The organism is Stenotrophomonas sp. YJH_SMC_80 (assembly GCF_059372495.1).
The window spans coordinates 138,523-158,456 of sequence record NZ_JCAFVP010000003.1; the positions used below are offsets into that span (position 1 = coordinate 138,523).

Below are 19,934 nucleotides of genomic sequence, written 5' to 3' on the forward strand. Positions count from 1 at the left end.
CCAACCGGCACGATGACTAACGACACATTCGCTATACCGAACTTCGCACTACTGTGGACTTCAACGTAGTGGAGGCCCGGTCATGTCCGAGGACGATGTCCACCTGAAGAAGTTCCAGAAGGAGCTGAGCGCCGGAACGGTGTCGCTGGCCCTGCTGGCGGTGCTGGCCCGGGCCGGGGAGCCGCTGTACGGCTACCTCATTGCCAAGGAGCTGGAGCGGGTGGGCGAGGGCGTGCTGAGCGGCAAGCAGAGCGCGCTGTACCCGGTGCTGCGCAACCTGGAGGCTGCCGGTCTGCTGGAAAGCCACGTGGAGCCGTCCAGCAGCGGTCCGCCGCGGCGCTACTACCGCATCAACGAACGTGGCCGCGACGTGCTGGCGCAGTGGCGCCAGGCCTGGCAGGCCACCCGAGATTCCGTCGATTCCGTGTTGGAGGGGGTACCGCAATGAACGACCCGAGCCTGGCAGGCCGAGCCCTGCCCACGACCATCCCGCAGTACCTGGCGCAGCTGCGTGTGGCGCTGGAAGGTGCCGACCCGGCGATGGTGCAGGACGCGCTGTACGACGCCGAGGAATACCTGCGCTCGGAGCTGGCGGCGCAGCCCGGCCGCAGCGAGGCCGAGGTGATCGCCGACGTTGCCGGTAGCTATGGCGCGCCGGACGAAGTGGCCGAGATCTACCGCGAGACCGAAGTGACGGTGAACCGCGCGCTGCGCACGCCGCGTGCGGATACCGCACCGGTGCTGCGCGCAGCGGCCGAAGCCAGTGGCGTCGAGCCGGCCGCACCGCCGCCGGCGCCGGTGCAGCGCTCGCTGCTGGCGCGTTTCTTCGGCGTGGTGACCGATCCGCACACCTACGGTGCGCTGTTCTACATGCTGCTGTCGCTGGCTACCGGCATCTTCTTCTTCACCTGGGTGGTGACCGGCCTGTCGCTGTCGCTGGGCCTGCTGATCCTGATCGTGGGCATTCCGCTGACCGTGCTGTTCTTCGGCTCGGTGCGCGGGCTGGCGCTGCTGGAAGGGCGGCTGGTGGAAGCGCTGCTGGGCGAGCGCATGCCGCGCCGTCCGCGTTACACCGATCGCAGCCGCACCTGGCTGCAGCGCATCGGCGACATGTTCACCGATGGCCGCACCTGGCTGACCCTGCTGTACTTCGTGCTGATGCTGCCGCTGGGCGTCATCTACTTCACCCTCGCGGTGACGCTGCTGTCGCTGTCGCTGAGCCTGATCTGGGCGCCGGTCGCGGCGATCTTCAGTGGCGACATTCCGGGCGTGTACGTCGATGGCGTGAACGTACTGCCGATGGCTGCATCGCCGCTGGTGGCGATCACGGTTGCTGCGGCGGGCGCGCTGCTGCTGCTGCTGACGATGCATCTGGCACGCGGCATCGGCAAGCTGCATGGGCTGATCGCCAAGAACCTGCTGGTGCGGTTGTAACAGGCCAGGGGTCGGATCCTGTTCGCAGAACAGGGCTCTGACCCCGGATCCCATCATGCTGGGGTCAGAGCCCTTTCCGCTGGAAAGGGAACCGACCCCTGCCGGGAATCAGCCCGCCTTTCGCCGCAACGGGGTCACGTTGCTCTTCTTCTTCGTGGCCTTCGCCGCCGGTGCTTCGGCATGCGCGGCGAAGAAGTCGCGCACCTTCGGGTACACCACTTCGCGCCAGCGACGGCCGCTGAAGATGCCGTAGTGGCCGGCACCTTCGACGATGAAATGCTCACGGCGGTCCGCAGTGATGCCGGTGCACAGCGCCTGTGCGGCTTCGGTCTGGCCGAGGCCGGCGATATCGTCCAGCTCGCCCTCGATGCTCAGCAGCGCGGTATCGCGGATCGCCGACGGATCGACCTTCTCGCCGTTGACCACCCACTCACCACGCGGCAGCAGGAAGTCCTGGAACACCACGCGGATCGTATCCAGGTAGTACCTGGCCGGCATGTCGAGCACCGCGTTGTACTCGTCGTAGAAACGACGGTGCGCGTCGGCGTCTTCCAGGTCGCCCTTGACCAGGTCGGTATAGAAATCCCAGTGCGAACTGAAGTGGCGGCTCGGGTTCATCGACAGAAAGCCGGCGTGCTGCAGGAAGCCCGGGTACACGCGGCGACCGGCGCCGGGATAGCTGGCCGGCACGGTGTGGATGACGTTGTTCTCGAACCACGACAGCGGGTTCTGCGTGGCCAGGTTGTTCACTGCGGTCGGGCTGCATCGCGCATCGATCGGGCCACCCATCATCACCAGCGTGCGCGGCGTCGGTTCGCCACGGCTGGCCATTAGCGAAACCGCGGCCAGCACCGGTACGGTCGGCTGGCACACGCTCACCACGTGCAGGCGCTCCACACCGAGGTGGCGGATGAATTCCTGGATGTAGGCGATGTAGTCGTCCAGGCCGAATTCGCCTTCGCTGGCCGGCACCATGCGCGCGTCCACCCAGTCGGTGACGTACACGCGGTGGTCGCGCAGCAGCGTGCGCACGGTATCGCGCAGCAGCGTGGCATGGTGGCCTGACAGCGGCGCTACCACCAGCACGAACGGCTGGTTGAGCATGGTGTGCAGCTGGTCGGCTTCATTGCTGTGGCGCTTGAAGCGCAGCAGCTTGCAGAACGGCTTGCTTACTTCCTCGTGCACGACGATCGGCACGCGTTCGCCATCGACGTCGATTTCGTTGATGCCCCACTCGGGCTTCTCGTAATCCTTGCCGATGCGGTGGAAGAGTTCATTGACCGCCGCCAGGCGATCAGCGCCGGGCATCTGCGACCACCAGTGCCCCTGGTTGGCGAAGAACCTGGCGTTGGCCTGAGCCTGGTGCACCCAGGGGGCGAGCAGGTTGCGGGTCAGTTCGTGCAGTTGATAGAGCATGACGACCGAATATGTATGGTCATATGTTGCCGCGCAGCATATCCCATCCGGGTGTCCCGCAGGTTAAGTCGGCTGAAAATAATGAATCTGGATTCACATCCGTTCCAGCGCGGCCGCATCGCCTGCCAGGGCGGGGCCGAGCCAGCAGTGCGACCCCACCGGCTGCAGGCCATGCCGGGCCAGCGTGCGGCGGTACCAACGCGCCGGGCGCGCCTGGAAGCCGTCGTGGTCGCCTTCGAACGCGTCCTCGGCGGCGAAGGTCTCCAGGAAGGCCACGCCGCCCGTCAGCTCTGCCACGCCGGCCAGTCCGGCGCGCAGCTCGCGGTCGGGCACGTAGTGCATCACGTCCGAGCAGACCAGCAGGTCGACCGGGGCACAGGGCCGCAGCCAGGCGAAATCGCCGAAGCGGGCCATGTGCAGGTTGCGGGTCCTGCCGTAGCGGCGCACAGCGTACTCGCTGCTGTCGAAGCCGAGGTATTCGACCTTCGGACGCAGCTTCAGCAGCGGTGCGCGCCAGGCGCCTTCGCCGCAGCCGATGTCCAGCACGCTGCGGATCGGTCGTTCCAGGTAGTACTCGGCACTGGCCACGGCCAGGGCGACCTTTCGCGCCAGGCGGGCGCTGCCGCCGATGTCGGCACGGCGGTACCAGCGTTGGAAATAGGCGGCGTCGTAGGTCTTGTCCATGGGGCGGTGCGCGATCGGGGAAAACGGCGCCTATCGTACGGTGTTGCGCCCCCGGGTGTGGCGGGCCTGCAGTAGAGCCACGCCATGGGTGGCTGCCATGCTGCGGCGATTGGACGCGGCAGCCACCCATGGGGTGGCTCTACTGCGACAATGGGTACCCATCTACGCCAGCCGCCGGAGCGAGCGCATGCAGAGCTACTACTGGGTCAAGACCTTCCACATCGTGTTCGTGGTGGCGTGGATGGCCACGGTGTTCTACCTGCCGCGCATCCTGGTGAACCTGGCCGAGACTGCGGGCCAGCCGGCGGTGACCGAGCGCCTGCAGCTGATGGGCCTGCGCCTGTACCGCTTCGGCCACTCGATGTTCGGCCTGGCATTCCTGCTGGGCCTGGTGCTGTGGCTGGGCTACAAGGTCATCCCCGATTTCCCGACCATGGTCGCGCCTGGTGGCGCCGGCTGGCTGCATGCCAAGCTGGGACTGGTGGTGCTGCTGCTGGTGTACTTCGGCTGGATCGGCCGCCTGCTCAAGGGCGTGGCCAAGGGCAGGGCGCTGCCGTCGTCGCGCGCGCTGCGCTGGATCAACGAGATCCCGCTGCTGGCCTTCATTCCGATCGTATGGCTGGTGCTGGCCAAGCCGTTCTGAGGCGGGGTCATCTGCACCCGGTAGATCCACGCCATGCGTGGATGCCGTCAGGGCGCAAACGAAAGCGCCGGGCAAATGCCCGGCGCTTTCGTTTCTGCAATCACCTGCGTGTTGCCGGCCAGCGGCCGGCACTACCAGGCCTACCTGCATGCCGGCCAGCGGCCGGCACTACCAGGCCTACCTGCATGCTGGCCAGCGGCCGGCACTACGTCAGGCTGCTTCGTACGTGCCGTAGCTGCGCAGGCGCGCGTAGCGCTGCTCCAGCAGCTGTTCGGTGGACAGCTTGTCCAGCGCATCCAGCTCGTTCAGCAGCACCGCCTTCAGGCGCTTGGCCATCTGCGTCGGGTTGCGGTGGGCGCCGCCGGTGGGCTCGCGCACGACCTTGTCGACCAGGCCCAGGCTCTTCAGGCGCGGGGCGGTCAGGCCCAGCTGTTCGGCCGCGTCCTTGGCCTTGCCGGCGTCCTTCCACAGGATCGAGGCGCACCCTTCCGGGGTGATGGTCGAGTACACCGCGTATTCCAGCATCACGGTGCGGTCGCCCACGCCCAGCGCCAGCGCGCCGCCTGAGCCGCCTTCACCGATCACGGTGCAGATGATCGGCACCTTCAGTTCGGCCATCTCGATCAGGTTGCGCGCGATCGCTTCGGACTGGCCGCGCGATTCGGCGTCGATGCCCGGCCAGGCGCCAGCGGTGTCGATCAGGGTCAGCACCGGCAGGCCGAAGCGCTCGGCCATCTTCATCAGGCGCAGGGCCTTGCGGTAGCCCTCCGGCTTGGGCATGCCGAAGTTGCGCTTGATCTTCTCCTTGGTGTCACGGCCCTTCTGGTGGCCGATCACCATCACTGCACGGCCGTTGATGCGGGCCAGGCCACCCATGATCGCCTTGTCGTCGGCGAAGGCACGGTCGCCGGCCAGCTCCTGGAACTCATCGAACATGACGCGGAGGTAGTCGGCGGTGTACGGGCGCGACGGATGACGGGCCAGCTGCAGCACCTGCCACGAGGTCAGGTTGCGGAAGATCTGCGCGGTGCGCATGCGCAGCTTGTCCTGCAGCGCGTGCACTTCCGCCTCGACATTGACCGCCGGCCCGGCACTGGCGTTGCGCAGTTCCTGGATCTTGGCTTCCAGGTCGGCGATGGGTTGCTCGAAGTCGAGGTAGTTCGGATTCATCGGAAGCCGTCGTGTAAAGAAGAGGGGAATTCTAGCCGAATGCGCGCAAACCACCCGTACGCCTTCGTCTGGAAGGCGACGGTAGCGCAGCCGGGCGGGGCGCGCCAGTCAGCTCAGGGCACCACCAGGGCGCTGCGGCCCATCAGCTGGCTGCGCTGGGAAACGAAGTCGTTGTAGGCCTCGTTGGCGTCACGGCCCAGCCCGCTGCCCAGCGTGGCGGTGGCCGAGGTGAAGGCCATCTGCGCAGCGAAGTCCTGCTTGCGCAGCGCCTTCTGTTCATCGGCGGTGGTCGCCTTCAGCCAGCGCGTATAGACCTCGCGCAGCGGCGCGGCGTGGGCCTCGAAGGCCGGCACCAGCGCCGGCAGGCTGGCCGGGGCCGGTTCCAGGCTGAACGCCGGGGCCACGTAGCCAGCCGGCTGCTCGCGCTTGAACGCGCCGGGCTCGCCCATGCCTTCTTCCACGTAAGCGATGAAGTCCGTGGCGGTGAACACCTTGGCCACGATCTGGCCGCCGCTGGCGTCGACGTGGGCCACCACCTTTTCCTTCGGGAAGGGCTCGCGCACGCCGTAGGTCCAGGTCTTGTCGATGAACAGGTCGTGGCTCTTTTCGAACGGGCCTTCGAAGTCGACCCCGCCAAGTTCGATGCCCTTGTTGCCGACGCCGAAGTTCTTCAGCTTGCTCTCGTCGGTGACATAGACCTCGCGGGCGATCACGTACTCGCTCAGGGTCGGGTTGATCAGGCCGCCACGGCCATCGACGTAGACGATGAAGCGCACGTCGCCCAGTTTGTCGGTGTGCAGGCGGTGCTCACCGACAGCGAGCGAGATCGGGCGCGAGCCCTGTGCGGCCACCGGCAGGTCCTTGCCATCGATGCTCAGGGCCAGCGGCGCATCGGTCGGGTTGTCGATCTGGAACTCGACCTTCGAGGGCGAACAGGCGGCCAGGGCCAGCGCGGCGGCGAACGGGAACAGCAGGGTCTTCATTGGCAATCGTCCTTGATGACTGGAACGGGAAAGCAGGAGGGTCAGGAAAACCAGAGCCAGCCTCAGCTGGCCCACGGTGGGCTGTAGCGCACTTTCAGCGTGCGTACGGCGGGGTCGGCGCGCAGCGCCTCCATCAACTTGGAATCGATGCGCACCGCGCTCTGCCCGGAAACATCGAGCATGCCGGCGACGCCGCCGTGCGGGCCCTTCAGCAGCAGGTCCAGGCGCAGCGGCGTGCGCCCCGGGCGATGGCGATCCAGCAGCGCATTGACGCGCTCCCAGACCGGGCGCTGCTGGCGCAGGTCCAGGCGCAGCGACAGCCGCGTGGCGTAGTTGGCGCAGACTTCGTCGAAGTCCCAGCACTGGCGGATGCGCAATGCGTAGCCACCGTTGAACTCGTCCTCGCGCAGGCCGCCCTTGACCACCAGGATGCGGTCCTTGGTCATCAGGTGCCCGAACTCGGCCATCGCGTCGGAGAACGCGCTGCACTCGACGCGGCCGCGGCCATCTTCCAGCTGGATGAAGATCTGGCTCTCGCCCTTGCGACGCACACCGACCACCTGGCCGGCCAGCACGGTCTGTACTTCCGGGCGCCAGCGCTTTTCGCCGCCGCCACCACCACCGCTGTTGGCGCTCCAGATCTTCTCCACCGAACCCAGGTCGTTGCCGACCAGATCGCGTACATCGTCGCGCCATGGATCGAACGGGTGGCCACTGAGATAGAAGCCCAGCGTGTCGCGCTCGCCGTTGAGGCGCTGCAGCAGCGGCCATTCTTCGGCTTCGGGCAGATCCAGCTGGATCGTGGTCGCGCTCGGGTCCGGGCCACCGAACAGCGAGTTCTGTCCCGAAGCGCGCTCGCGGGCCATCTGGTCGGTAGCCTTGATCACCTCCGGCAGCTGCAGCATCAGCGAGGCACGGTTGCGGCCAAGCTCGTCCAACGCACCACAGTTGATCATCGCTTCCAGCGTGCGCCGGTTGAGCTTGGCCGAGCCGACGCGGGTGCAGAAGTCGAGCAGGTCCTTGAACGGGCCGCCCTTCAGCCGCTCCTCGACCACCGCCTCGCAGGCACCCTGGCCGACGCCCTTGATCGCACCGAGGCCGTACTGGATGGTGTCCGGGGTCACCGCTTCGAACATGAAGGCCGACTGGTTCACCTTGGGCGGCAGCACGGTCAGGCCGAGGTTGCGCACCTCGTCGAGGAAGCCGACCACCTTGTCGGTGTTGTCCAGATCGGACGACAGCGTGGCCGCCATGAACTCGGCCGGGTAATGGCGTTTCAGCCATGCGGTCTGGTAACTGACCAGCGCGTAGGCGGCGGCGTGCGACTTGTTGAAGCCGTAGCCGGCGAACTTCTCCATCAGGTCGAAGATCGCGTCGGCCTTGGCTTCGTCCACGCCGTCCTTGGCCGCACCTTCGCGGAAGATCTCGCGGTGCTTGGCCATTTCGGCCGGCACCTTCTTGCCCATCGCACGGCGCAGCAGGTCGGCGCCGCCCAGCGAGTAGCCGCCGACGATCTGCGCCATCTGCATCACCTGCTCCTGGTACACCATGATGCCGTAGGTGTCTTTCAGGATCGCTTCGGTGCGCGGATCGGGATAGATGATTTCTTCCTGGCCGTGCTTACGCGCATTGAAGGAGGGAATCAGGTCCATCGGGCCGGGGCGGTACAGCGACACCAGCGCGATCAGGTCTTCGAAACGATCGGGGCGCGCGTCCTTCAGCAGGCGGCGCATGCCCGAGGATTCGAACTGGAACACTGCGCCCGTATTGCCGTTGGCGAAGATGTCCTTGTAGGTGGGCGTGTCGTCCAGCGGAATCGCGGCGATGTCCACCGGCGGGATGCCGGCGCGCTCATGGCGCTTGTTGATCGCCTTCACCGCCCAGTCGATGATGGTCAGCGTGCGCAGGCCGAGGAAGTCGAACTTCACCAGGCCCACTTCTTCCACGTCGTTCTTGTCGAACTGGGTGACCGGGTTCTTGCCGAGACCGTTCTCGTCGTGTTCGGCGTACAGCGGGCAGAACTCGCTCAGCGGTTCGGGCCCGATCACCACGCCACCAGCGTGCTTGCCGGCGTTGCGGGTCAGGTCTTCCAGCTGCAGCGCCAAGTCGATCAGGTCGCGGACATCGTCCTCGGTCTCGTAGCGCTGGATCAGTTCCGGCGACGCCATTTCCGAGCTGGGGCCTTCCTTGCCCTTGCCCAGTGCATCCTTCAGGTGGATGCCGAGGATGTTCGGGATCAGCTTGGAAACACCGTCGACCAGGCCGTACGGGAAGCCGAGCACGCGCCCGGAGTCGCGCACCACCGCCTTGGCGGCCATGGTGCCGTAGGTGATGATCTGGCTGACGCGCTCGCGCCCGTACTTGCGCGCGACGTAGTCGATCACCTCGTCGCGGCGGTCCATGCAGAAGTCGATGTCGAAGTCGGGCATCGACACGCGTTCCGGGTTCAGGAAGCGCTCGAACAGCAGGTTGTACGGCAGTGGGTCCAGATCGGTGATCTTCAGCGCCCACGCCACCAGCGAACCGGCACCCGAACCACGGCCCGGGCCGATCGGGATGCCCTGGTTCTTGCCCCACTGGATGAAGTCGGCCACGATCAGGAAGTAGCCGGGGAAACCCATCTTGATGATGGTGTTGAGCTCGAACTCCAGGCGCTCGAAATAATCTTCGCGGGTCTTGCCCGGCGCCAGCGGATTCTTCTCCAGTCGCTCTTCCAGGCCGTCGCGCGACATCTTCTGGATCCAGGTGTCCAGGGTCTCGTCGTCGGGGACCGGGTAATTGGGCAGGAAGTAGGTGCCCAGCCGCATCTCGATGTTGCAGCGCTCGGCCAGCGCCAGCGTGTTGTCGATGGCATCGGGAATGTCGGCGAACAGCGCACACATCTCTTCGGCCGATTTCAGGTACTGCTGGTCGCTGTACTCGCGCGGGCGCTTGGGGTCGTCCAGCACGCGGCCGGTGGAAATGCACACGCGCGCTTCGTGCGCGCTGAAATCGGTGGGCGCCAGGAAGCGCACATCATTGCTGGCCACCACCGGCAGGCCACGCTGGCCGGCGGCCATCAGCGCGAACTGGTTGAAGGTTTCCTCGCCCTCGCGGCCGGTGCGGGTCAGCTCCAGGTGCAGGCCATCGCCGAACACGCGCTGCCAATCGGCCAGTTGCTGCTCGGCCAGTTCATGCTTGCCGTCCAGCGCCAGGCGCCCGGCCAGGCTCTGCCGGCCGGCCAGCGCGAACAGGTTGGCGTTGCCGGCCTTCAGCCAGTCCGGATGGATGGCCACGCCGCCTTCGGGGCGATGGCCTTCCATCCACGCGCGGGTCAGCAGCCGCGACAGGCTCAGGTAGCCCTCGCGGTCGCGGCACAGCAGGGTCATCCGCCACGGATCCTGCCCTTCCTCGGCGATCAGCACGTCGGCGCCGGCGATAGGCTTGATGCCCACGCCTTCGGCCGCCTTGTAGAACTTGACCAGGGCGAACAGGTTGTTGAGGTCGGTCACCGCCAGCGCGGGCAGGCCGAGTTCGACCGAGCGTGACAGCAGGTTGGCCTGCTTGGCCTTCTTCGGGTCCGCCTGGTCCGGCTTGGCCGGCACACGGATGGTGGAGTCCGCCAGCGAGAACTCGGTGTGGACGTGGAGATGTACGAAGCGGGAGTTGGACATGCCGGACCAGGTTGGAGCGCGCGGGCCCCGGGTGCTGACGGGGGAATCGTCGCCGGGGTCGGGAAGCGCTGGAGTGCCCGGTCAGGGTAGCGAGGGCTGGAGGGCGCGACAAGCTCTTGACGGCATGCGATATCGCATCCGCGCTATCGCTCCCCACGGTTCGCTGGCAAACCGCGGGCCCCGCCTGACCCTGCTTTCGCAGCCGGGTGCAGCGACCGTTCAGGCGACTCAGGCGATTGCGATGTCTGCGGTCACAGCTGCCGGGTTTTCCAGGCACTCGCGCACCGGGGCGAAGCTGCGCCGGTGCTCCATGCAGGGGCCGTGCTCGCGCAGGGCGGCCAGATGGGCCGGGGTGCCGTAGCCCTTGTGCTGCTCGAAGCCGTATTGCGGGTGGCGGGCATGCACGTCCTGCATGTAGCGGTCGCGCGAGACCTTGGCCAGGATCGAGGCGGCCATGATCGCGCGGTCGATGCCATCACCGCCGACCAGCGCCTGCGCCGGCAGTACCAGGCCCTTGGGCACCACGTTGCCGTCGATGCGGGCGAAGCCGGCCACGTGGGCGACCGCTGCAACGACGTCACGCATGCCCTGCAGGGTGGCCTGGTAGATGTTCAGGCGGTCGATGGTCTCCACGTCCACCAGCACCACGTGCCAGGCCAGTGCACGTTCGATGATGCGGTCATGCAGTTGCTCGCGGCGGGCTGCGGTGAGTTGCTTGGAATCGTCCAGGCCGTTGATGCGTGGCCGTGCCGGGTCGAACACCACCGCCGCCACCGCGACCGGTCCGGCCAGCGGACCGCGGCCGGCTTCGTCGACGCCGGCGACCAGACGCTCCGGCTCGACCACGGCGGCACCGTCGAACAGGGCCAGGCTGGCCGCTGCGGCATGGCGGCGGCTCATGCCTGGGCCTGGTCGCGCATCAACAGCTCGCCCACAGCGTCGGCCGCGCGGGCCGAGGCATTGCGGCGCAGTCGTTGATGCAGGCGGGCATAGGTGTCCTGCAGGTCGGTCACCCGCTGCGGGTGGTCGAACCATTGCTGGATGGCCGCCGCCAGCTTGTCCGGCGTGCAGTCGTGCTGCATCAGTTCCGGTGCCAGGTCCTGGCCCGCCAGGATGTTGGGCAGGGCAAAGCGGTCGACCTTGATCAGGCCCAGCGCCTTGACCAGGCGGTAGGTCAGCTCGTTGACGCGGTAACCGACCACCATCGGCCGCTTGACCAGCATCGCCTCCAGCGTCGCGGTGCCCGAGGCCAGCACCACCACATCGGCGGCGATCATCGCGTTGCGCGCCTCACCGTCGAGTACATGCGAGAAGGCTACCGGCAGCGCCGAGCGTGAAAGCTGCTCTTCGATCAGGCGCTTGCAGGCCGGGTTGGCGGCAGGCACTACCACGTGCAGGCCGGGGATGCGCTCGGAGACCTGCCAGGCGGCCTCGAAGAACGGTTCACCGAGGCGCGAGATTTCGCCCAGGCGGCTGCCTGGCAGCACCGCCAGCACCTTGGCCGAGGTCGGCAGGCCAAGCGCGGCGCGCGCTTCCTCGCGGTTGCCCTGCAGGGGGATGTCATCGGCCATCGGATGGCCAACGAAGCGCGCGTCGATGCCGTGCCTGGCATAGATCGGGGGTTCCATCGGGAACAGGCACAGCACCAGGTCGGCACTGCTGCCGATCTTCTCGGCGCGCTTCTCGCGCCAGGCCCAGACCGAGGGGCTGACGTAGTGCACGGTGCGCACGCCGCGCTGCTTCAGCCAGCGTTCGATGCCCAGGTTGAAGTCGGGCGCGTCGATGCCGATGAACACGTCCGGCTGCCATTCCAGTGCACGCTGGCGGAACGCGGAACGCAGTTTCAGCAGGCGTGGCAGGTGGCGCAGCACTTCGGTCAGGCCCATCACCGCCAGCTCGCTGGCATCGTGCCAGGTCAGGCAGCCGGCGCTGCGCATGGCATCGCCACCGATGCCGGCGAATTCGGCATTCGGAAAGCGTGCCTTCAGCTCGCGCACCAGGCCCGCACCCAGCAGATCACCGGAGGCCTCACCGGCCACCAGAGCGATCCGCAACGGGCGCTCGCTGAGCACCCGCTGCGCGGGGACGCTGCCGGCCATCGAGGCCAGCGGAATCACGGCGGCGCCGGCCGGCGCCTGGCCGGTCGTGCTGCTCATCGCAGCAAGGGCCTCTCAGCGTGCTCGATGAAGTCCAGCATGGCCTTCACGTCATCGCTGTCGCGTGCCTGTTCGGTCAGCTGCACCTTGGCTTCGGCCAGCGGCAGGCCCGCCACGTACAGGGTGCGGTAGGCGCGCTTGATGGCGGAGATGCGCTCGGCGTCGAAGCCACGACGCTTCAGGCCTTCGCTGTTGATGCCGCGCGGGCGGCCCAGCGAATCGGTGCCGACCATGGTGAACGGCGGAACGTCGCCGTTGGTCAGCGCGCCCATGCCGAGGAAGGCGTGGGCACCGATGCGGCAGAACTGGTGGGCACCGGCGAAGCCGCTGATGATCACGTAGTCGCCCACGGTCACGTGGCCGGCCAGGGTGGTGTTGTTGGAGAACACGCAGAAGTTGCCGACATGGCAGTCGTGCGCCACGTGCGTGTAGGCCAGCATCCAGTTGTCGTTGCCGATGGTGGTGATGCCGCCGCCGCCGCCGGTGCCACGGTTCAGGGTGACGAACTCGCGGAACACGTTGCGGTCGCCGATCACCAGTTCGGTGCGTTCGCCAGCGAACTTCTTGTCCTGCGGCTCGCCACCGATCGCGGCGTGGCCGATGAAGCGGTTGTCACGGCCGATCCTGGTCGGGCCGTGGATGCTGCAATGGGGGCCGACCACTGTGCCGGCGCCGATTTCCACATCGGCACCGATCAGGGTGAACGCGCCGACCTGGACGTCGTCGGCCAGGCGCGCGGCCGGATCGATGACGGCAGTCGGGTGGATCCGTGGTGCGTTGTCAGTCATTGCTGCCTCCCGTGGATCAGCCCTTGGCACCGGCGCACATGACCTCGGCCGAGGCAACGACTTCACCGTTGACCTTGGCCTCGCCGTAGTACCAGCCCATGTTGCGGATCAGGCGCTTCATCTGCACATCCAGCATCAGCACGTCGCCGGGCACGACCTGCTTGTTGAAGCGGGCGTTTTCCACCTTGACCATGTAGAACAGCTTGGACTGCGCATCGCGGCCAAGCGTCAGCTGGGTCATCACGCCACCGGCCTGGGCCAGCGCTTCGATGATCAGCACGCCGGGCATGATCGGGCGGCCCGGGAAGTGACCCTGGAAGAACGGCTCGTTGATGCTGACGTTCTTCTGCGCCAGGATGCGCTTGGCGTCGATGTCGAGCTCAAGCACCCGGTCCACCAGCAGGAACGGGTAGCGGTGCGGGAGCAGTTCCTGGATCTGGCAGACGTCGATCGGAAGCTGCAGCGTGTCGTTCATTCTTTCTCCTTGCCAGCAGCCAGGACGCGGCGAGCCAATGCGTCCAGCTGCTTGAAGCGCGCGGCGTTCTTGCGCCACGTGCGGTTGTCGGTCAACGGGGTGCCGGACGAGTACTCGCCCGGCTCATGGATGGAATTGCGGACCACCGACTTGCCGGTGATCACGACCTTGTCGCAGATCTCGAGGTGGCCGACCACACCGACGTGGCCGCCGAGCAGGCAGTAACGGCCGATCCTGGCGCTGCCGGCGATGCCGGTGCAGCCGGCGATGGCCGAGTGCGCACCGATCTGCACGTTGTGCGCGATCTGTACCAGGTTGTCCAGGCGCACGTCTTCGTCCAGCACGGTGTCTTCCAGTGCACCACGGTCGACGCAGGTGTTGGCGCCGATTTCGCAATCGTCGCCGATGCGCACGCCGCCGAGCTGCGGCACCTTGATCCACTTGCCGGCGTCCATCGCCAGGCCGAAGCCATCGGCACCGAGCACGGCACCGGGGTGCACGCGCACGCGCTTGCCGAGCTTGACCCGGGTGACCAGGGTGACCCGGGCGATCAGTTCGCAGCCGCTGTCCAGGCTGCAGTCTTCGCCGATCACGCTGCCGGTGCCGATGATGCAGTTCTCGCCGACCACGCTGCGCGCGCCGATGGAGACGAAGGGACCGATGTGGGCGCTGGCGGCGACCTGGGCGCTGGGATCGATGACGGCGCTGGGGTGGATGCCCGGTGGGCGCGTGGGCGCGATGTCGAACAGCGCGGCGATCTTGGCGAAGGTGGTGTACGGGTCCTTGGCCACGAGCGCGGCGCCGGGGGCGGCCTCTGCGTCGTCGGCGCGCAGCACGACCAGCGAGGCCTGGCTGTCGGCCAGCTGGGCGCGGTAGCGTGGATTGGCGAGGAAGGTCAGCTGGCCAGGACCGGCGTGGGCGAGGGTGGCCACGCCGTGGATGGCGGTGGCGGGGTCGCCATGGACCTGCAGGCCGAACTGCTCGGCGAGTTGCTGGGCGGTGTAGGTGGGAGTATTCACGGCGGGAGTTTAACGTGTGACGCCATTGCGGTCATGCGGGGGGGCAGGGCTTGGCGCCTGCCTGGTACGGGCGGGAGGCGGCGGGTGGCCCTGGCCAGGACACGCAAAAGCCCCTCCATGGTGCTCGATGGCGCCTTGCTCGTGTGCGCTGTCCTGCGCACACGGCAAGACCGGGGTTGGGCGTCCTGCCCAACCCGCCCGAGGCATGCCTCGGGCCCATGGCGCCAACGGTCCTGTCCAGGGCCACCCGCCGCCTCTGGACAATTTCCCGCGAGCGCGGCCAAAAGCCCGTGCCGTGCAGTGTCATCTGAAAAACGAAAACGCCGGGCAGAGCCCGGCGATTCGCACCCCGTCTGGTGGAGAGCCCCCCTTCTGTTAAGGGGGGCGCGCCAATGGCGCGGGAGATAGGAGGTAGGTCGGGACCCGCTGCTTGCGACAGCAAGCCGCGGCGCACCTTCGGTGGTCAGCTCTTAGAACTGACCGCCGAAGGTAAATTGCAGGCGTTCGATCTTGTCGCCGTCTTCCTTCTTCAGCGGGAAGGCGTAGCTGATCGAGATCGGGCCGACCGGGGCGCGCCACAGCAGGGCGACACCGGTGGAGACGCGCAGTTCGTTGGCCTTGAAGTTCTTGGTGCCGTTGTAGACGTTACCGAAGTCGACAAAGGCCGACACGCGGGCCGATGGGCTGTCGAACAGGCGCGGGAAGTAGGCTTCAACCGAACCGACGGTCTTCAGCGAACCACCCAGCGGCTGGCCTTCCGGATAACCCTGGGTTACTTCGCGCGGACCGAGGGTGTTGTCCTCGAAGCCACGTACCGAGTTGGTACCACCGGCGTAGAAGTTCTCGAAGAACGGCAGGCCGCTGGCGGTGACGGTACGGGTTTTGCCGTCGGCGTCGGTGATCGTGCGGGTGTAGTCCTTGCCGTAGGCATCGCCGTAGCCCACTTCGGCGCGGGTGTTGATCACCAGCGACGGCATGATCGGCCAGTACTTGCTGATCTGGTAGTTCAGCTTGTAGTACTCGATGGTCGAGCCAGGCAGCGTGGTTTCCAGGCCGACGCGCTGGTAGGTACCGCGGGTCGGCATGAAGTAATCGTTGCGCGAGTCGCGCGCCCAGCCCAGCTCGGTACGCCAGGCATGGAAGGTGCGGGTACCGACCGCATCGATGTAATCGATGATCGAGTCCGGGGTCGAGTTGCGATATGTGGTGATCTGGTTGCTGTCGATGCCGAACATCAGCGAGACGGTGTCGGTCTCGGTCAGCGGCACGCCGAACACCACCTGCGCAGAACCATTGGTGCTGTTGTACTGCGCGGTGTTGAAGTCGGAGTAGTCCAGTTCACGCCAGGACAGGTTGTAGCCCAGCGAAACGCCGTCGTCGGTGAAGTACGGGTTGGTGTAGCTGAAGCCGTAGCGCTGCAGGTAGCTGCTGCGCGAGGCTTCGACCGACACGCGGTTGCCGCCGCCGAGGAAGTTGTTCTGCGACAGCTGCACCGAGGTGGTCATGCCGTAGGACTGCGAATAGCCCAGGCCGAACACGAAGCTGCCGGAGGTGGTTTCCTTGACGTTGTAGACGACGTCGACCTGGTCGTTGCTGCCGCTGACGGCCGGGGTCTCGACGTCCACCGACTCGAAGTAGCCCAGGCGCTGCAGGCGGATCTTGGAGCGGTCGATCGCGGCCTGCGAGTACCAGCTGTTCTCGAACTGGCGCATTTCGCGACGCATCACTTCGTCGGAGGTGCGGGTGTTGCCACGGAACAGGATGCGACGCACCGACACGCGCGGGCCGGGCACGACCTGCATGTTGATCCCTACCGTCTGTTCGGCACGGTTGGTGGTCGGGATCGGGTTCACCTTGGCGAACGCGTAGCCGATGTTGGACAGCGAGTTGGTGATGGTGTCCGAGCTGAATTCCAGCAGGGCACGCGAGAACGTGTCGCCCGGCTTCTGGATCACCATGCGCTCGACGTCCTCCTGCGGAAGGATGGTGTCGCCGCTGACCTTGATCTCGGAGATCTTGTACTGCGCACCCTCGGTCACGCCCGCGGTGAGGAACATGTCGCGCTTGTCGGGGCTGATCGAGACCTGGGTGGAATCGATGCTGAAGTCGACGTAGCCGCGGTCCAGGTACCACGAGTTGAGCTTTTCCAGGTCGCCGGACAGCTTTTCCTTGGAGTACTGGTCGTCACGGCGGTACCACGACGCCCAGTTGTGCTCCTTGGACTCCCAGGTCTCCAGGATGTCCTTGCTCTCGAACTTCTCGGTGCCGACCAGGTTGACGTGGCGGATCTTGGCCGCCTTGCCTTCCTTGATGGCGATCGCGATGTCCACGCGGTTGCGGTCCAGCGGGCTCACGGTCGGGGTGATCTCGACGGTGTACTTGCCGCGGTCGTTGTACTGGCGGCGCAGTTCCTGGGTCACGCGGTCCAGGCTCAGGCGGTCGAAGGTGCCGCCCTCGGTCAGGCCGATGTCGGACAGGCCCTTGAGCAGCTGCTCGGACTTGATGTCCTTGTTGCCGGTCACGGTCAGCTTGTTGATCGCCGGGCGTTCCTTGACGGTCACCACCAGGATGCTGCCCTGGCGGTCCAGCTGCACGTCTTCGAAGAAGCCGGTCTTGTACAGCGCGCGGATGGTCTCGCCGACCTTGTTGTCGGTGATCGTCTCGCCCCGTTCCACCGGCAGGTAGGTGAACACCGTGCCCGAGCTGATGCGCTGCAGGCCATCGACGCGGATGTCGCTGACAGTGAAGGGCTCGGCTGCCTGGGCCAGGGCGGGAGCGCCGGTGACGGCGGCGAGGGCGAGGGCCAGCAGGCGGCGATTGGGGAGTCGCGTCATGTCACGTCCGGTAGGAAGGTCGATTTCATTGGTGCGGGATGCCGACGCTGTAGACGGCAACAACGTGGAAAAGTTCATCGCGGGACCAGGCCGAGGATGTCGTTGTAGAACGCCAACCCCATCAGCCCGGCCAGCAACGCCAGGCCGATGTATTGGCCGGCGGCGATGGCACGCTCGCTCAGCGGGCTGCCCTTGACCAACTCGATAAGGTAATACAGCAGGTGCCCGCCGTCCAAGATCGGGATCGGCAACAGGTTGATGATGCACAGGCTGAGTGACAGCAGGGCAAGGAACTGCAGGAACCAGTCGAGCCCGCGTTTGGCCGAGACATTGGCCACGCGGGCGATGGTGACCGGCCCGGAAACGTTCTGCAGCGAGGCTTTGCCGGTGACGATGCGGGCCATCATGCCCAGCGAATCGGCGGCAAGCCGGCCGGTTTCACGTACGGCGACGGTCACTGCATCCAGCGGCCCATAGCGCAGCAGGGTGTCGTAGGAGGGGCTGTAGGTGGTGGGGAAGCCGACGCCGATCTGCCAGACCGGGTTGCCCTTGCCATCCTTGCCCTGGCGGGGCGTGACTTCCAGTGCAAGGCGTTCACCGCCTCGCAGGACCTCGATCATGCCGGGGCCTCCGGCACGGCCGAGGGCCTGGATCTCGCCGATCACCTGGTCGACGCTGTCGATGCGCTGGCCGTCGATCGCCACGATCAGGTCGCCCGGCTGCAGCAGCCCGGTGACCACCGAATCGGCGGTGAGCGAGTCGACCAGTGCCGGCTGCAGCCACGATTGCCAGTACAGGCCGGCCAGGATCGGTACCCGTCGTTCATCGAAGCCGGCGGGCAGCTGCGACAGCGGCAGGGTGCGCACGCGCACTTGGTCCGCAGGGTCGAGTACCTCAAGCGTGACGTCGCGGCGATCCATCGCGGCGGCGGTCAGCGCCATGCTGGCCTCGCCCAGGGTGGCGACCTGGCGCTCATCCACCCGCAGAACGCGGTCACCGCTGAGCAGTCCGGCGCTGGCGGCGATGCCGTCAACCCGGCCGATCGTCGGCGAGTAGTCCTGCTTGCCGATCACGAACATCGCCCACAGCAGCAGGATGCACAGCAGCAGATTGGCGATCGGCCCTGCAGCAACAATGGCGATGCGCTGCCACACGGTCTTGTGGTTGAAGGCCTGGCCACGCTCGTGGGGATGGACCTCGACCTCACGTTCGTCGAGGAACTTCACGTAGCCACCCAGCGGGATGGCGGCAATGGCGAACTCGGTGCCGTGCCTGTCGCGGCGCGACCACAGCGGACGGCCGAAGCCGACCGAGAAGCGCAGGATCTTGACCCCACAGAGGCGGCCGACCCAGTAATGCCCGAACTCGTGGAACGTGACCAGCAGCCCGAGGCTGACAATCATCCACCAGACCGATCCGAGGAAGTCAGTCATGCAGGCTCACAGTGGCGGGCAGGGGCGGCGGCGTCATGCTGGGCGAGGCGGTCGTTCAGGCGGCGTCGATGGCGTTCAGGGTGAGCTGGCGTGCCCGCTGGTCGGCGGACAACAGGACCTCCAGTGTATCGGCTGGCTGGGTCGGCAGTGTTGAAAGAGCGTTAGCAACCAGCTCCGGGATGGTCAGGAAACCGATCCGGCCCTGAAGAAATGCTGAAACCGCCTCTTCATTGGCGGCGTTCAGCACCGCCGGGGCAGTACCGCCGGCCTGCATGGCCTGCCAGGCCAGCGCCAGGCAGGGGAAGGCGTAGGTGTCAGGCGCCTCGAAATCCAGCCGGCCCTGCGCCAGCAGGTCCAGCCCGGCCACGCCCGATTCGATGCGCTGCGGCCAGCCCAGGCCGACCGCCAGGGTGGTGCGCATGTCCGGCAGGCCCATCTGGGCCAGGGTCGAGCCGTCGACGAATTCGACCAGCGAATGGACCAGGCTCTGCGGGTGCACCAGCACCTCGATGCGCTCGCCGGGCACCGAGAACAGATGGTGCGCCTCGATGACTTCCAGGCCCTTGTTCATCAACGTCGCCGAATCGACCGAGATCTTCGGGCCCATCGACCACTTCGGGTGAGCCACGGCCTGGGCCGGGGTGACCTCGGCCAGCTCGGCGCGGCTGCGGCCGCGGAACGGGCCGCCCGACGCGGTCAGCAGGATCCGGCGCACGCCGGCGCCGTCGATGCTGGCGTCGCGCGAACGCAGGCACTGGAAGATCGCGCTGTGCTCGCTGTCGATCGGAATGATCTCGGCGCCGGCGCGCTCGGCGGTGCGGGTCAGCAGCTCGCCGGCCAGTACCAGCGATTCCTTGTTGGCCAGCAGGATGCGCTTGCCGGCCGCAGCGGCGGCGAGGGTCGAGGACAGCCCCGCAGCACCGACAATGGCCGCGACGACCGTGTCGCAGGCATCGCTTGCTGCCAGCTGGTCCAGTGCGGCATGACCGGCGTGGGCCTCGGTCGACAGCCCGGCATCGCGCAGGCCGTCGCGCAGTTCGGTGAACAGCGCTTCGTCGGCGATGACCGCGTGCGCGGGCTTGTGCTGGCGGCACAGGGCCAGCAGTGCCTGCACCTGGCGGCCGGCGGCCAGCACCGTGGCCTGGTAGCGCTGCGGGTGGCGGGCGATCACGTCCAGCGTGGAGGCACCGATCGAGCCGGTTGCGCCGTATACGGCGACCCGGCGCAGGTCTGCGACAGCATTCAT

Annotated in this window: 16 protein-coding genes; 3 read left to right on the forward strand and 13 right to left on the reverse strand. The window is 66.9% G+C overall.

The features are described from left to right. The first annotated feature begins 82 nt into the window (after nucleotides 1-82). Nucleotides 83-448 (forward strand): PadR family transcriptional regulator, encoded by a 366-nt coding sequence (locus AC5P99_RS06390; protein WP_049395935.1) that lies wholly within the window; start codon nucleotides 83-85, stop codon nucleotides 446-448. Continuing rightward, entirely contained in the window at nucleotides 445-1,434 is a 990-nt protein-coding gene (locus tag AC5P99_RS06395) for a sensor domain-containing protein (protein ID WP_049395934.1), read from the forward strand. Before AC5P99_RS06390 ends, AC5P99_RS06395 begins: the two co-directional genes overlap by 4 nt. A gap of 108 nt (nucleotides 1,435-1,542) precedes the next feature. Here the strand turns inward: AC5P99_RS06395 and AC5P99_RS06400 are convergent, their stop codons facing one another. Both AC5P99_RS06400 and AC5P99_RS06405 read right to left on the reverse strand, forming a co-directional pair. Beyond that, on the reverse strand, nucleotides 1,543-2,850 hold the full coding sequence (locus tag AC5P99_RS06400; RefSeq protein ID WP_005408728.1) for a polyhydroxyalkanoate depolymerase: 1,308 nt from the start codon (nucleotides 2,848-2,850) through the stop codon (nucleotides 1,543-1,545). Nucleotides 2,851-2,943: 93 nt separating this feature from the next. After that, on the reverse strand, nucleotides 2,944-3,534 hold the full coding sequence (locus AC5P99_RS06405) for a class I SAM-dependent DNA methyltransferase (RefSeq protein ID WP_005408729.1): 591 nt from the start codon (nucleotides 3,532-3,534) through the stop codon (nucleotides 2,944-2,946). A 187-nt stretch (nucleotides 3,535-3,721) separates the two neighbouring features. Between AC5P99_RS06405 and AC5P99_RS06410 the strand changes: the two genes are divergently transcribed. Then, nucleotides 3,722-4,177 carry a CopD family protein gene (locus AC5P99_RS06410; RefSeq protein ID WP_005408730.1) on the forward strand — a complete coding sequence of 152 codons (456 nt, stop codon included), beginning with the start codon at nucleotides 3,722-3,724 and terminating at the stop codon, nucleotides 4,175-4,177. 210 nt (nucleotides 4,178-4,387) lie between these two features. Here the strand turns inward: AC5P99_RS06410 and AC5P99_RS06415 are convergent, their stop codons facing one another. From AC5P99_RS06415 to AC5P99_RS06465, 11 genes are all read right to left on the reverse strand, one after another. Continuing rightward, nucleotides 4,388-5,347 (reverse strand): acetyl-CoA carboxylase carboxyltransferase subunit alpha, encoded by a 960-nt coding sequence (locus tag AC5P99_RS06415; RefSeq protein ID WP_005408731.1) that lies wholly within the window; start codon nucleotides 5,345-5,347, stop codon nucleotides 4,388-4,390. Nucleotides 5,348-5,460: 113 nt separating this feature from the next. After that, nucleotides 5,461-6,330, reverse strand: a complete 870-nt coding sequence (locus tag AC5P99_RS06420; RefSeq protein WP_149500885.1) for a hypothetical protein — start codon at nucleotides 6,328-6,330, stop codon at nucleotides 5,461-5,463. 62 nt (nucleotides 6,331-6,392) lie between these two features. After that, entirely contained in the window at nucleotides 6,393-9,983 is a 3,591-nt protein-coding gene (gene dnaE / locus AC5P99_RS06425) for a DNA polymerase III subunit alpha (RefSeq protein WP_005412734.1), read from the reverse strand. A 228-nt stretch (nucleotides 9,984-10,211) separates the two neighbouring features. Further along, a complete protein-coding gene (gene rnhB, locus AC5P99_RS06430) occupies nucleotides 10,212-10,883 on the reverse strand; it encodes a ribonuclease HII (protein WP_005408734.1) in 672 nt (223 codons plus the stop codon). Beyond that, nucleotides 10,880-12,082, reverse strand: a complete 1,203-nt coding sequence (lpxB, locus tag AC5P99_RS06435; RefSeq protein ID WP_043034888.1) for a lipid-A-disaccharide synthase — start codon at nucleotides 12,080-12,082, stop codon at nucleotides 10,880-10,882. Before lpxB ends, rnhB begins: the two co-directional genes overlap by 4 nt. Nucleotides 12,083-12,135: 53 nt before the next feature. Beyond that, on the reverse strand, nucleotides 12,136-12,927 hold the full coding sequence (lpxA, locus tag AC5P99_RS06440) for an acyl-ACP--UDP-N-acetylglucosamine O-acyltransferase (RefSeq protein WP_005412736.1): 792 nt from the start codon (nucleotides 12,925-12,927) through the stop codon (nucleotides 12,136-12,138). A 16-nt stretch (nucleotides 12,928-12,943) separates the two neighbouring features. After that, entirely contained in the window at nucleotides 12,944-13,402 is a 459-nt protein-coding gene (gene fabZ / locus AC5P99_RS06445; RefSeq protein WP_005408737.1) for a 3-hydroxyacyl-ACP dehydratase FabZ, read from the reverse strand. Continuing rightward, nucleotides 13,399-14,421: a UDP-3-O-(3-hydroxymyristoyl)glucosamine N-acyltransferase gene (gene lpxD / locus AC5P99_RS06450; RefSeq protein WP_005408738.1), complete on the reverse strand. Its 1,023-nt coding sequence runs from the start codon at nucleotides 14,419-14,421 to the stop codon at nucleotides 13,399-13,401. The genes fabZ and lpxD overlap by 4 nt, the downstream gene beginning before the upstream one ends. A 470-nt stretch (nucleotides 14,422-14,891) precedes the next feature. After that, nucleotides 14,892-17,255, reverse strand: coding sequence for an outer membrane protein assembly factor BamA (bamA, locus tag AC5P99_RS06455; protein WP_049451313.1), 2,364 nt, complete (start codon nucleotides 17,253-17,255; stop codon nucleotides 14,892-14,894). Nucleotides 17,256-17,329: 74 nt separating this feature from the next. Beyond that, nucleotides 17,330-18,688, reverse strand: coding sequence for an RIP metalloprotease RseP (rseP, locus tag AC5P99_RS06460; RefSeq protein WP_005408740.1), 1,359 nt, complete (start codon nucleotides 18,686-18,688; stop codon nucleotides 17,330-17,332). A gap of 55 nt (nucleotides 18,689-18,743) precedes the next feature. Next, nucleotides 18,744-19,934 carry a 1-deoxy-D-xylulose-5-phosphate reductoisomerase gene (locus AC5P99_RS06465; protein ID WP_495212998.1) on the reverse strand — a complete coding sequence of 397 codons (1,191 nt, stop codon included), beginning with the start codon at nucleotides 19,932-19,934 and terminating at the stop codon, nucleotides 18,744-18,746.